Origin of the sequence: Halobaculum sp. P14 (genome assembly GCF_051195155.1) — an archaeon.
Taxonomy (GTDB): Archaea; Halobacteriota; Halobacteria; order Halobacteriales; family Haloferacaceae; genus JBNTKA01.
The window spans coordinates 118448-131147 of the sequence record NZ_JBNTKB010000001.1; the positions used below are offsets into that span (position 1 = coordinate 118448).

At 70.9% G+C, this 12700-nt stretch carries 14 protein-coding genes and 1 tRNA gene; 5 read left to right on the forward strand and 10 right to left on the reverse strand.

Going from position 1 to position 12700, the window contains the following annotated elements:
- Positions 1–10 precede the first annotated feature (10 nt).
- The 5 genes from ACQUS7_RS00595 to ACQUS7_RS00615 all read right to left on the reverse strand — a co-directional run bounded on the left by ACQUS7_RS00595 (position 11) and on the right by ACQUS7_RS00615 (position 5212).
- Positions 11–1081, reverse strand: coding sequence for an amidohydrolase family protein (locus ACQUS7_RS00595; RefSeq protein WP_435143507.1), 1071 nt, complete (start codon positions 1079–1081; stop codon positions 11–13).
- Positions 1078–2325, reverse strand: a complete 1248-nt coding sequence (locus ACQUS7_RS00600; RefSeq protein WP_435143510.1) for an HD domain-containing protein — start codon at positions 2323–2325, stop codon at positions 1078–1080. Before ACQUS7_RS00600 ends, ACQUS7_RS00595 begins: the two co-directional genes overlap by 4 nt.
- Before the next feature lie 252 nt (positions 2326–2577).
- Positions 2578–3753, reverse strand: a complete 1176-nt coding sequence (locus ACQUS7_RS00605) for an HD domain-containing protein (RefSeq protein WP_435128847.1) — start codon at positions 3751–3753, stop codon at positions 2578–2580.
- Between the two features lie 97 nt (positions 3754–3850).
- Entirely contained in the window at positions 3851–4300 is a 450-nt protein-coding gene (locus ACQUS7_RS00610; RefSeq protein ID WP_435128844.1) for an Lrp/AsnC family transcriptional regulator, read from the reverse strand.
- Positions 4301–4399: 99 nt separating this feature from the next.
- Positions 4400–5212, reverse strand: a complete 813-nt coding sequence (locus ACQUS7_RS00615; RefSeq protein WP_435143513.1) for an inositol monophosphatase family protein — start codon at positions 5210–5212, stop codon at positions 4400–4402.
- Between the two features lie 144 nt (positions 5213–5356).
- Between ACQUS7_RS00615 and ACQUS7_RS00620 the strand changes: the two genes are divergently transcribed.
- Entirely contained in the window at positions 5357–5608 is a 252-nt protein-coding gene (locus tag ACQUS7_RS00620; RefSeq protein WP_435128838.1) for a hypothetical protein, read from the forward strand.
- Positions 5609–5792: 184 nt separating this feature from the next.
- Here ACQUS7_RS00620 and ACQUS7_RS00625 read toward each other — a convergent pair.
- Both ACQUS7_RS00625 and ACQUS7_RS00630 read right to left on the reverse strand, forming a co-directional pair.
- A tRNA-Leu gene (locus tag ACQUS7_RS00625) sits at positions 5793–5876 on the reverse strand.
- Between the two features lie 114 nt (positions 5877–5990).
- Positions 5991–6275: a hypothetical protein gene (locus tag ACQUS7_RS00630; protein WP_435128835.1), complete on the reverse strand. Its 285-nt coding sequence runs from the start codon at positions 6273–6275 to the stop codon at positions 5991–5993.
- Between the two features lie 120 nt (positions 6276–6395).
- On the opposite strand from ACQUS7_RS00630, the gene ACQUS7_RS00635 reads away from it, so the two are divergent.
- Together ACQUS7_RS00635 and ACQUS7_RS00640 are read left to right on the forward strand one after the other, a co-directional pair.
- Positions 6396–6878 carry a DUF309 domain-containing protein gene (locus ACQUS7_RS00635; protein WP_435128832.1) on the forward strand — a complete coding sequence of 161 codons (483 nt, stop codon included), beginning with the start codon at positions 6396–6398 and terminating at the stop codon, positions 6876–6878.
- 139 nt (positions 6879–7017) lie between these two features.
- Positions 7018–7851, forward strand: a complete 834-nt coding sequence (locus ACQUS7_RS00640) for a succinylglutamate desuccinylase (protein WP_435143518.1) — start codon at positions 7018–7020, stop codon at positions 7849–7851.
- A gap of 39 nt (positions 7852–7890) precedes the next feature.
- Here the strand turns inward: ACQUS7_RS00640 and ACQUS7_RS00645 are convergent, their stop codons facing one another.
- The gene (locus tag ACQUS7_RS00645) at positions 7891–8184 is read right to left on the reverse strand and encodes a hypothetical protein (protein WP_435143521.1); all 294 of its coding nucleotides are present in this window, start codon (positions 8182–8184) and stop codon (positions 7891–7893) included.
- Between the two features lie 114 nt (positions 8185–8298).
- On the opposite strand from ACQUS7_RS00645, the gene ACQUS7_RS00650 reads away from it, so the two are divergent.
- A complete protein-coding gene (locus tag ACQUS7_RS00650; RefSeq protein WP_435143524.1) occupies positions 8299–9369 on the forward strand; it encodes a M42 family peptidase in 1071 nt (356 codons plus the stop codon).
- A gap of 129 nt (positions 9370–9498) precedes the next feature.
- Here ACQUS7_RS00650 and trmB read toward each other — a convergent pair whose 3' ends face one another.
- Both trmB and ACQUS7_RS00660 read right to left on the reverse strand, forming a co-directional pair.
- The gene (trmB, locus tag ACQUS7_RS00655) at positions 9499–10536 is read right to left on the reverse strand and encodes an HTH-type sugar sensing transcriptional regulator TrmB (RefSeq protein WP_435128820.1); all 1038 of its coding nucleotides are present in this window, start codon (positions 10534–10536) and stop codon (positions 9499–9501) included.
- Positions 10537–10637: 101 nt separating this feature from the next.
- Complete coding sequence (locus ACQUS7_RS00660; RefSeq protein ID WP_435143527.1) at positions 10638–11387, reverse strand: proteasome assembly chaperone family protein; 750 nt, start codon at positions 11385–11387, stop codon at positions 10638–10640.
- A gap of 104 nt (positions 11388–11491) precedes the next feature.
- Between ACQUS7_RS00660 and ACQUS7_RS00665 the strand changes: the two genes are divergently transcribed.
- Positions 11492–12583, forward strand: coding sequence for a mechanosensitive ion channel family protein (locus ACQUS7_RS00665; RefSeq protein WP_435143530.1), 1092 nt, complete (start codon positions 11492–11494; stop codon positions 12581–12583).
- The last annotated feature ends 117 nt before the right edge of the window (positions 12584–12700 follow it).

Consider the following 12700-nt stretch of genomic DNA (forward strand, 5'->3'; position numbering starts at 1 on the left):
GCGCGGCCGGTCACAGCACGACGTCGACGACGTCGCCCTGCCCTGCGCGCCGCACGACCGCGCGGACGAAGTCCTTGACGCCGGCGAGGTTGTCCGAGTCGCCGTCGAGCACCAGCAGTTTGGCGTCGCGGCCGGGTTCGACGAGCCCGCAGTTCAGCCCGGCCACCTCGGCGCCGTTCACCGTCGCCATCCGCAGCACTTCGAGCGCGGAGGCGTCGGTGAGCTTCGCGGCGAACTCCATCTCGCGGAACATCGACGGCGAGTTCAACATCACGTTGTCGGTGCCGAGCGCGACCGTGGTCCGGTCGAGCAGTTCGCGGAGCGGCGGGACGCCGACGTCCGTGACGAGGTTCGACCGCGGGCAGACCACGACCGGGGTTCCGACGTCGGCGAGCCGGTCGAGGTGGTGCGGTTCGGGGTGGACCATGTGGACGAGGTGGTCGGGGTCGAGGTCCATCGCGGCGTCGACGTCGTACGGGTCGCGTTCGCCGGCGTGGATGCCGAACAGTTTCCCGGCGTTCCGGGTCGCGGTGCGTTCGGCGTCGAAGTCGGCGTCGCGGGCGCCGCTGGCGCCGAAGCCGTCCGCGCCGTCGTGTTCCATCGCCGCCACCGTCTCGCGTCCCAGGACGACCGACCGAATCTGGAGGCCGCCGCCGGCTTCCCGGATGAGGTCGACGCCGTCGACGCCGCCTTCGCGGAACTCGACGTGCGCCGCCGTCCCGGTCTGCTGCATGAACTCCAGCGAGCGCCGCATCGCCACGGCCTTCTCTTCGCGGCTCGCGTCGCGGAGCAGCCGGTGTTTGAGGCCGTCCGGCGGCGCGACCAGTTCGTCCAGCGACAGGCCGCGACCCGCCTCCTTCGCGATGGAGTCGCCGATGTGGGTGTGCGCGTTCACGAACGCCGGCAGCACGACGTCGTCGGAGGCGACGGGCTCCTCCTCGATGGCCTGAATCGTGCCGTCCTCCACGACGACCGTTCCCTCGACGGGCTCGAAATCGCGGCCGACCAGTATCGTCCCCTCGTACGTCTCGGTCGCCGACCGGTCCCCGGCCGGCTCCGTGGTCTCTGCGTCGCGGCTCATGCGTTCTCCTCCGGGCTTCCGTCCTCGAACTGGTCGAGCGTGACGTGGAGCCGCTGTCTGACGTCGCTGACGAGCGCGCCGTCGATGTCGAGGCCGAGCCGCTCCGCCGCCGCGGAGCCGACCCGTTCTGTGGCGTCCGCTCTCGTGTAGACGCCGAGCCGCCACTGGCCGCGCTGGGCGGTGCGGAGCGCCGTCACGAGCGGCGACTGGTCTTCGAGCCGCCGGACTTCGCCGTTCACCAGCACCTCCGAGGTCGACTCTTTCATCTCCGGTTCGGCGGGGACGTCGATGATGACGTCCGTCGCCGGGAGGTCGCAGTCGTCGGCGATGTCCCGCTCGACCCGCCGGATCTCGTCGTGGCCGGCGCGCCGGATCGACTCCGGGACGTCGTCGTACTCCGCCCAGACGGCGCGCTTGAACAGGTCGCGGTGGTCGTACCGCCGCGCGAACTCGGCTGTCTCGTCGGTGTCTCTGAGCGCGGAGACGAGCGCCGGGTCGTCCATGCGGCGCACCGTCGTGGCGTCCACGTCGGACACGTCGATGAGCCGCTCGGTGGCCCGGCGGAGCATCGCCTTGGAGATGCGGGCGACGTGGTGGGCGTACACGGTCGGGTTCATCAGCGCCCGCGCGACGAGCAGCGACTCGGCGGTCTGGACGTTCCCCTCGGCGAGCACCAGTTCGCCGTCGGCGAAGGTGAGTTCGCGGATGAGCCGTTCGTGGTCGATGGTGCCGTACGGGACGCCGGTGTGGTGGGCGTCCCGGACCAGGTAGTCCATCCGGTCGACGTCCAGCTCGCCCGACACCAGCTGGCCGTACTGGCCGTCGCCGCCGATGAGCCCGGCGACGTTCGCCGGGTCGAGGCCGTGGTCGACGAGCACGTCGCCGACCGCCGAGTCGACGATGAGGTCGTCGACGTCGTCGTGGTACCGGCCGGTGTGTCGGTGGAGGAGCTCCTCGACGTTGTGGCTGAACGGGGCGTGGCCGACGTCGTGCAGCAGCGCCGCGGCGCGGACCCGCTCGGCCTCGCGGCCCTCGACGCCGAGGTGCTCGAGCGCGCGGTTCGCGAGGTAGTAGACGCCGAGGCTGTGCTCGAACCGGGTGTGGTTCGCGGACGGGTACACCAGTTTCACGGTGCCGAGCTGTGCGATGCGGCGGAGCCGCTGCACCTGCGGCGTGTCCAGCAGGTCGGCGGCGACGCCGTCGATGGTGATGTGGTCGTGAACGGAGTCCTTGATGGTCGTCACGCCGCGGCACCTCCGGCGCGCGCGGTGGCGGCGAGACGCCGTCGGTACCCGGCGCCGTCGCGGTCGAAGCCAGTCATACCCGTCCGTTCGCCGTCATCCCGTAAAAACCGTCCGCGATTCGGCGTCGCATTTAGCGTCGCGTTCGGCGGCCGGTCGGGGCCGTCGACGAGGCCGCTGGGTTCGAGCGCAGAGCCGGTGAGCGCGCCGAGCCGAAGAGAACGCCGAGCGGTTCCGTACCGAAGTGCTCCGTCGTCAGGGGACGTCCGCGCGGACGCCGAGCACGTCCTCGGTCGCCGCGGCGACGGCGGGGACGTGCTCCTCGGGCGCGTACACGCCCATCCGCCACTGTGCGCGCTGGGCGGCGCGCAGCCCCGAGACGAGTTCGGAGGCGTCTTCGAGCCGCTGCGGGACGCCGTTGACGACGACGCGGCTCCCGGCCTCGGTGAACGTCGGCCTGCTCGGGACGTCGACGATGACGTCCGCCGGGTCGACGCCGGCGACGTCGGCGACGTCGCGCTCGGCGTCGCGTTCGTCGGCGTGCCGGAAGTCGACGACGTCCGCGGGCGTCGCGCTGAGGTCGGCCCAGGCGGCGCGCTTGTACAGGTCGCGGTGTTCGATGCGGCGGCCGAGCGCCGGGACGCGCTCGCGGAGCGCGACGAGCAGATCGTGGTCCGCCATCCGGCTGAACTCCCGCACCGTCGGCCCGTCGTCGGCGTCGAGCAGCCGCTCGGAGGCGCGCTCCAGCATCGCGCCGGCGATGCGGGAGACGTGGTGGCGGTACACCGTCGCGTCCATCAGCGCGCGGGCGAGCAGCAGCGACTCGGCGGTCTGGACGTTCCCCTCCGCGAGCACGAGCGCTCCGTCCTGGTACTGGAGTTCGCGGACGAGCCGTTCGTGGTCGATTGTGCCGTACGGGACGCCGGTGTGGTGGGCGTCCCGGACCAGGTAGTCCATCCGGTCGACGTCAAGCTCGCCGGACACCAGCTGGCCGAGTTCGCCGTCGCCGCGGACGATGTCGGCGACTCGGCCGGGGTCGAGGCCGTGCCTGTCGAGTACCGCACCGGCGTCGGTGTCGCCGAGCAGCCCGCCGATTTCGTCGTGGTGGCGGCCGGCGCGCCGCCGGATGACCTCCTCGGTCTGGTGGCCGTACGGGCCGTGGCCGACGTCGTGCAGCAGCGCCGCGGCGCGGAGGTGTCGCGCGCGGTCGCCGTCCGGGTCGACGCCGAGGTGCTGGAGGGCGCGGCTCGCGAGGTGGTAGACGCCGAGGCTGTGCTCGAACCGGGTGTGCGACGCGGAGGGGTAGACCAGCCGGACCGTCGACAGCTGCTTGATGTGCCGGAGCCGCTGGAAGGCCCGGGTGTCGAGCAGGTCGACGGCGACCGGGTCGAGCGTGATGTAGTCGTGGACGCTGTCCTTGATAGCCTTCATGCGGAGATGGAGACAGTGCGCGCGGTCGCCGTGAAATTCTGTCGGTCGCGAGTCCCGCGGTCGGCGGCGGACAGTCAGGCGGACAGGAGGGGGTGGCTCAGATGGGGACGCCGGACTCCTCGTAGTCGGTGCCGAGGATGACCATGGTCTGCGAGCGGTCGAAGCCGTCGGTGGCGGCGATCTCGTTGAACATCAGTTCGCGGAGGCCGTCGGTGGACTCGGCGTACACGCGGAGCATCACGTCCCACTCGCCGGTGGTGAGGTGGACTTCGCGGACGCCGTCGATGCCGCGGAGCCGTTCGAGCGCGTCCTCCTCGTGGCCCTGTTCGACGCGGAGGCCGACGAGCGCGGAGACGCCGTAGCCGAGCTGTGCGGCGTCGACGTCCGCGTGGTAGCCCCGGATGACGCCGGCCTCTTCGAGCCGCGACACGCGGTCGTGTACCGTCGCGCTCGACATGTCGATGCGGCGCGCAATCTCGCTGAACGGGGTGCGCGCGTCCTCCTGAAGCGCCCGCAGAATCGCCCGGTCCGTCTCGTCCAGTTCCATATCTCGGAGTCGCGCGGGGCGTACTTCGACGTTGCGTTCGGCTCAATCTCCGCCCGCCGAACCGACACGTCCGGGGGCTGCCGTCGCGCGACGGCGAGGCTACCGGTCGTCGTCGCGGACCTCGTCGATGCGGCGGGCCGCGGCGAGCAGTTCGTCGTGGAGGTCGCCGTTCGAGGCGACGAGTCCGCGGTCGTCGTGCGTCCACCGGTCGCCGTCGAGGTCGGTGACGGTGCCGCCTGCCTGCCGAATCATGTGGACGCCGGCGACGGTGTCCCAGGGGTTGCAGTCGACGTTCGTGACGGCGCCTTCGAGCGACCCGTCGGCGACCATCGAGAGCGTGGCCTGCGCGCAGCCGAACCGGCGCATGTCCCCGAACCGTTCGACCAGTGTGCCTCCGGCCGCGGCGTACTCGTCGCGGCGGTCGAACCCCCACCAGATCGTCGGCGCGACCGCGGCGCGTTCCGGGTCGGCGACGTCGCTGACGGACACCGGGTCGCCGTCGCGGTACGCGCCGTCGGCGTCGGAGGTGTAGACGTCGCCGAGCGCCGGGAGGACGTTCGCGGCGGCGACCGGTTCGCCGTCGACGACGGCAGCGACGGAGGTGGCGAACACACGGATGTTCCGGACGTAGTTGTTCGTGCCGTCGATGGGGTCGATGACCCACGCCGGCCCGGAGTCCGGGACCGCCTTCAGTTCGTCCTCCTCCTCGCCGACGAACGCGTCCGTCGGATACGTCTCCCGGACGGTTTCGATGACGCGGCGCTGCGCCGACCGGTCGGCCTCCGTCACCACGTCCGTCTTTCCGCCCTTCGTCTCGACGTCGATGTCGCGTCGGAAGTGCTCCTCCGCGACCGCTGCGCCGGCGCGCGCCGCGCGTTCGACGACGGCGGCGCGGCCAGTCTCGTCGCTCATGACTCCACGGGTTCCTGCGGCCGCACCGAATATCCGTCGGTTCCGCTCCGCCCCGACAGCGGCGACCGCACTCCTCCGCCGCACGCGATTTACTCAGTTCCGACTCAGAGTGAACTTATAGGGGGCAGGGTGGTACGGTTGCGTATGCGCCCACCGGAAGCAGTCCGGCACATCGAGCACGTCATCGACGCGACAACCACGGACGGCGGCCGCCGCTGCGCCGCCGGCTACCGCGCCGCCTTCGAACGCGTCGCCGACGACGGCACCGGCGCCGACGTCGCTGAACTCGCCGCGGAACTCGGCGACGCCGTCCGCGCCGGAAGCCGCCCGACGCCGCGGAAAGCGAACCGCGTCGCCGACCGCGTCCTCGGCGTCGCCACAGACGGCGGGAACTGACCGACGGCTCGACCGTCGACTCGACCGTCGACTCGACAGCCTACCGCGACGCGCCGTTCTGCGCTCTCTTCACTGCGTTTCTCCGTCGCGGCCGTTCGCCGGCGCAGCCGCTCGGAGTGCAGCGTCGCCGAGTAAGTTTTGCGAGGGAAGAGCGCCCCTGCGGCGTCTTCCGCACTGTTGCCAGTGCGAGGGAAGGGATTTGAACCCTTGGACCTCTACAGGAGCGGATCTTGAGTCCGCCGCCGTTTCCTGGCTTGGCTACCCTCGCACGGACCGCTCTTGTTCGGACGGACGCGGCGCCGGTCTCGGGCGGAGCCGTCGCCGCTCGTCCACGGGTGAACCGTCGCGTCGACTGCTATAAAGGTTGCACGGAAGCGGCTCCTCACCGGCCGCGGGTCGGGGCGTTCCCCGCCTGCCGAATCGACAGGTAAAGCACGACGGCGAGCGACGCGAGCAGCAGCGCGAACTGGAACCGCGACGGGCCGCCGCCGCTGCCGACGAGGAACAGCAGGAAGCTGACGCCGCCGAGGTTCAACGCGAGCAGGTAGAGCAGCGCCGGCCGGTAGCCGCTGTGGAACAGCAGCCGCCGCGTCGCCGTCGAGGCGCGGACCCACGCCGCCGCGACCGCGTCGCCGACGCGGAGCACCACCGCCGAGAGGTCGACCATCGGTGTCGGACGTTGGCGCGTCGACAGATAAATCCGTCCCCGCGTCCCGCGTTCCCCGTCCGGCTGCGGTCGGCGCAGTCGGGCGACGGAGTTACGTCGACGGCTCCGCGACTGTTGGGCATGGACGACCACACCCGCGACCCGAGCGTCGCGCCGCCGCTCGGCGACCCGACCGGGTGGCGGACCCGCGAGCGAGTGTGGGAGCACGCGACGCTCCGCCGCGCGACCGAACACGGCGTCAGGCTGTTCAACAGCGGCGACTACCACGAGAGCCACGACTGCTTCGAGGACGAGTGGTACAACTACGGCAGCGGCACGGCCGAGTCAGCGTTCCTCCACGGGATGGTACAGGTGGCGGCCGGCGCGTACAAGCGCGTGGACTTCGAGGACGACGACGGGATGCGGTCGCTGTTCGAGACGGCGCTGCAGTACCTCGACGGCCTCCCGGACGACTTCTACGGCGTCGACGTCGCCGACGTCCGGGCGACGCTCGACGCGGCGCTCGACGACCCGGCCGCGGTCGACGGCTGGCGAATCAGGCTCGACGGCGAGCGCGTCGACGCCTACGACGCGGACTACGACTACGTCGAGACGCTGGAGTAGCGCAGCAGCGGGGCGAATCGGGGGGGAGCAGCGGAACGCCGGCGTAGCCGAGCGACGGAGCAGCGGAACGGTGGCGGAGCGGCCGAACTGTCGGTTCGTGGACCGTGGCCCACAAATAGTCGGCCGGCGGAGAGACGGTATGCGAATCCACCAACTGGGCGATGGTGTCCCCGAAATCGCCGTCGTCGGCGGGATTCACGGCGACGAGCCGTGCGGGCCCGCCGCCATCGAGCGGCTCGTCGCCGAGGACCCCGACGTCGCGCGGCCGGTGAAACTCGTCGTCGCGAACGAGGAGGCGCTGGAGCGAGACACGCGGTACGTCGACGAGGACTTGAACCGGGCGTTCCCCGGGTCGAGAGACGCCGAGACGCACGAGGGCCGGCTCGCCGCCGCGCTCGCCCGCGAACTCGACGGCTGCACGACGTTCTCGCTGCACTCGACGCAGTCGTACGCGGAGCCGTTCGCGCTGTGTGACACCGTCGACGAGGTCGTCCGCGCCGTCGTCCCGTCGCTCCCGGTCGACACGCTCGTCGAGACAGACCGGTTCACCGAGGGGCGGCTCATCGAGCACCCGCACACAGTCGAAGTCGAATGCGGCCTGCAGGGCTCAGCGGAGGCCGCGGACAACGCCTACTGGCTCGTCCGGGCGTTTCTCACTGCCACCGAGACGCTGCCGGCGCCCGTCGCCGAGGAGGAGTCGAACGACGGGCTGGTCGGTCTCGCCGGCGACGCCGAAGAAGCCACTAACGATGTCGACGTGTTTCGGCTGCTCGACCCGATCGCGAAGCCGCCGGCCGACCGGTACGAGGTGTTCGCGCACAACTTCGAGCGCGTCGAGGCCGGCGAGCAGTTCGCCACGGCGGACGGCGAGTCGTTCACCGCCGACGAGCCGTTCTACCCGGTGTTGCTCTCCGCGTACGGCTACGAGGACGTGTTCGGCTACGCCGCCGAGAACGTCGGGACGCTGACGTAGCGGCGCGACCCCGGTCACCGCGGCACCGCGGCACCGACGCTACTCGCCGAGGTCGCCGAGGTCGTCGACGTCGTCCAGGTCGTCGAGTTCGTCCGGGGGCGCGGCGTCGACGTCGCCCGAGAGCAGTTTCTTCGCGCCGACGGCCACGGCGACCGCGACCACGACTGCGGCCAGCGCGGCGACGACCGCAGCGCCGCCGACGCCGGACGACTCATCGTCGCTCGCCGTCGGGGCCGCCCCGGTGCTCTGCTCCGTCTGTTCGTCCGTCTCAGCGCCGCTCCGAAGGCTGATTCCGTCGTGCAGGTGGAGTTCGAGGAACGTGAACTCGGACATGAGTGGAGCATCGGCTCGGCGCGGTTTATCGGTTGGGGCGGCGTCGTCCGAGTCGGCGGACGGCGAGACGGCCGGAGTCACCGGCTTCTTCACCCGCCGCGCCGAACGGCGCGTATGGACGAGACACGCCGCGCGTTCCTCGACGACCTGCTGAACACGCCGTCGCCGTCGGGCTTCGAAGCCGCCGGGCAGCGCGTCTGGACCGACTACGTCGCGGAGTTCGCCGACTCCGTCAGCACCGACTCGTACGGCAACGCCGTCGCGGTCCACGAGGGCTCCGGCGACGGCCCCGAAATCGCGTTCGCCGGCCACGCGGACGAAATCGGATTCATCGTCCGCGACGTCACCGACGACGGCTTCCTGCGGCTCTCCCGCGTCGGCGGCTCGGACCGCACGGTCTCGAAGGGCCAGCACGTGACGGTTCACGCCGACGGCGGCGACAGCCCGGTCCACGGCGTCATCGGGCAGACCGCGATTCACCTGCGCGACCCGTCCGACGAGGAGTACGAGGAGATCGCCGGCCAGTTTGTCGACGTCGGCGCGACGGACGCCGACGAGGCCGCGGACCTCGTCGAAGTCGGCGACCCGGTGACGTTCGCCTCAACCGTCTCCGACCTCCACGGCTCGCGCGTCTCGGCCCGCGGCATGGACAACCGCGTCGGGACGTGGGCGGCCGCCGAGGGGCTGCGCCGCGCCGCCGAGGCGGACGTCGACGCGACCGTCTACGCCGTCTCCACGGTCCAGGAGGAGGTCGGGCTGAAGGGCGCGCAGATGGTCGGGTTCGACCTCGACCCGGACGTCGCCGTCGCCGCGGACGTCACGCACGCCACCGACAACCCGGACGTCGACAAGGAGAAGCGCGGCCCGGTCGAACTCGGCGCCGGACCGGTCGTCGGCCGCGGCTCCGCGAACCACCCGGTCGTCGTCGACCTCGCTCGGACCGCCGGCGACCACGCCGACATCGACTACCAGCTGCAGGCTGCCGGCAGCCGGACCGGGACGGACGCGGACGCCTTCTTCACCAGCCGCGGCGGCATCCCGTCGCTGAACGTCGGCATCCCGAACCGCTACATGCACACGCCGGTCGAGGTCGTCGACACCGAGGACCTCGTCGCCGTCGCCGACCTGTTCGGCGCGATGGCCGAACGGGCCTCCGAGTTCGCGCCGTTCGAAGTCGAGGTGTAGCGGCCGCGGAGAACAGCGGACTGGGACGGTGGCCACCGGACCGTAACGGTTCAGACGGTACGGCTCGAAGGCGGTGCGGCCGGGTCAGGTCCGGTCAGGTCCGGTCAGGTCCGGTCAGATGCGGCCAGGTCAGGCGCGCCGTAGTTCGATCTCCTGCCCCTCGATGTCCTCGTAGGCGGCGACGAGGCCGCCGACGGTGACGCGGTCGCCCTCACTGGTTTCGAGCGTGATGGACGCGACCTGCTCTGACGGGTCGTGTTCGTAGCTGACGACCGGTCCCTCGACGTGGACGTCGGTGCCGGTTTCGACGTCGCGGCCGGTGACGGACGCCTCGAAGTCGCCGTCGACTTCGTGGATGTCCTTGACTGCGCGACGGATGGATGCGTACGTCCGCGGGAACGGCCGGTCTTCGCCGTCGGCGACGATGACCTCGGCGGTGCTCCACAGCACCGTCCCGAAGAACCCGGAGACGAGGAAGCCGAGCGCCGAGCGGTTGAAGATGACGCCGTAGCGGTCGCGGTCGTCGCGGAGCGCGTCCTGGGTCGCGTACACCGAGTACTCGCCGTCGCCGACCGCGATGACGGGCGTCGTGATGCCGCGTCGCTCGCGGGCCTCGGTGGCGACGGCGTCGTAGTCGAACTCGGTCGGCGACGGCGCCCGCGCCGCCGGCGCGACCAGCACCTCCACGGCGACGCCGCGGCCGACCGCCTCGGTGAGTTCCTCGTTGAACCGGCGGAGCAGGTCCGGCGTGAGCGACACGGCGAGTTCGTACTCGGCGCCCTCGATGACCTCCTCCAGGTACCGGAGGATGGTGGAGCGGGACTTGACGAGCGACACCGCCTCGGTGTCGCGCGCCGGCGCCGTGTAGCGCGCCTCCAGTTCGTCCACCATCTCCGCGAGGCTCGACCGGATGCCGCCGAACGCCTCGTCCGGGTCGACCGCGACGATTTTCATCGGGCGGGACTCGCGGAGTTCCACGAGTCCGCGGTCCGAGAGGCTCCGGACGGTGTCGTACACCCGGGGCTGGGGGATGTCGGTCCGGTTCGCGATGTCGCTCGCGGTGAGTTCGCCGTTTTCGAGCACGGCGAGGTAGGCGTCGATTTCGTACTCGCCGAGGTTGAATCGCTCCCCGACGCGCTCCATCGTCGAGCGCAGGTCGTCGGCCATACCTCACGGTTTTCCCGGAGCGACAAGTCGTTTACTGAACGGCGAGTAACACGGCGTTCCGAAAAGCTGTTATAGCACGCCCCGGGCCGGTGACAGCCGGCCTACATGTACATCCGGTCGAGCGGCTGCTCCTCCGCCCGCTCGGACTCCAGTCGCTCGGCGAGGTTCTGGTAGTACTGCTGGACCTGGTCCGCGAACGACCGCAGCGGCGCGGTGTCGACGCCGAGCCCGTAGACGGATTCGAGCGAGTCGAGCAGCCGGATGGTCGCCTCGACGTCCGGCACCTGGTCGTGCACCGGCGTGACGTACACGCAGACCCCCATCGGGGAGTCCATGCCGCGGCTGACGAGCGACCCGTTCGTGCCGTCGAGGAAGCCCGCGCCCATCGGCGGCACCGGCGAGTCGTCGCCGAACCGCTTCTCGCGGTAGTCGTCGGTCGCGACGTAGAACGTCCGGTGGTCGTCCGGGCCGTGCGGCACCGGGACGCCCGAGAGCACCGCCAGTTCGTCGACGTCTGCCTCCTCGGTCCAGTCGAGAATCGCCTCCGAGAACGGCTGGGCCATCGACACCGGAACCGCGAGCTCGCCGACCAGCACCGTCACGTCGAGGTCGTCGCGGGAGTAGAGCCGCGTCGGCTGCCGGGGCCGGCCGTTCTCGAACGGCGTGATGGTCGGGAGGCCGTCCGCGCGGATGAACCCGGTCTGCTCCAGGTCGAGGTGGTCGACGAGGAAGTCGACCGCCGCCAGCCCGGCGAGCCCGTACTGCGAGAACCCCGCGATGACGGTCGCTTCGGGCTGCTCAGTCGCTTCGATCTGATAGACCGCGTCCGAATCCGGTGACAGCTCGGGCATATTCCCGGTTCGGCGGCCCCGGAGTTAGGCGTACCGACCGCCTGACCGGCCCGGTCGACTCCGGGAGGGCAACGCTTTTTCCGCGCGGTGCTGTCGGCTGCGGTATGCAATCCGGAACCGCGTCGGCGACGACGACCGCGCCGCCGCCGACCGGGTCGGGAGTGTTCGCGGGCCTCGCCGCGCTCTACCGGGACGTCCTCGCCGTGCCGGGCGTCCCCGCGGTCGTGTTCCTGCTGTGTCTCGTCGTCGGCGTCGTCGTCTCGAAGTACCTCATCAGGCTGCTCGGACGGCCCATCGCTCAGCGGTTCGTCCGGCAGAGCGTCGCCCAGACCGTCCTCCGGGCGACCCGCATCGGCGTCGTCCTGGTGTTCGCGCTGTTCGGCCTGAACCTCGCCGGCCTCGAACTCGGCAACATCGTGCTGTCGGTGACGGTGTTCTCCGCCGTCATCGGCATCGTGCTCGCGCCCATCGTCGGCTCCATCGTCAACGGCGTGTTCGTGCTCGCCGACCAGCCGTACGAAATCGGCGACATGGTCGAGCTGGCCGACGGGACGCGCGGGTTCGTCGACGACATCACGCTCCGCTACACGAAGGTGTTCACGCTCGACAACACGTTCGCGGTCATCCCGAACAGCGTCATCCGCGACAACAAGGTGACGAACTACTCCGCGGAGGACCAGCGGACCAGGCTGTCGCTGACGCTCGTCGTCACCTACGAGTCCGACATCCAGCAGGCGCGGCGGCTGATGGAGCGCGCCGCGGCCTCGTGCGAGGGCGTCATCGAGGGCGGCCCGGACATCCGCATCGGCGCGGCCCGCTACCCGGCGAAGCCGACGGCGTACATCGACAACTACGGCGACCACGGCGTGGAACTCACGCTGCGGTACTGGACGGAGTCGCCGTACAAACTGCTCACCACCCGGTCGAAGGTGCAGACCGCCATCTGGGACCTCCTGGAGACGGAGGACCCGGCGGTCACCATCGCCTACCCGCACAGCCACCTCGTGTTCGACGAGACGAGCGGCACCGCGGAGGTCGCCGTCTCGGAAGGCCCGCTCGACGGCGGCGCGTCCGAAACTCCCGACGACGAGAGCAGGACGGTCGGCCCGGACCGCTCCGGCGGCGCCGCCGAGGAGAAGCGCACCGCAGGCCCCGACAGGTCCGGCGACGCCGACGCCCGCGACGGCGGCGAGTGAAGGCGGCACCTGTCCGGGCCGTGTTCCGGCCAGACGAGGCGCCTCATTTTCGGACTTCGCGGAAGAACAGAACTGGTCTGCGACGAGAGCGGCGACCTCGGGGTCGTCGCGGTCGAC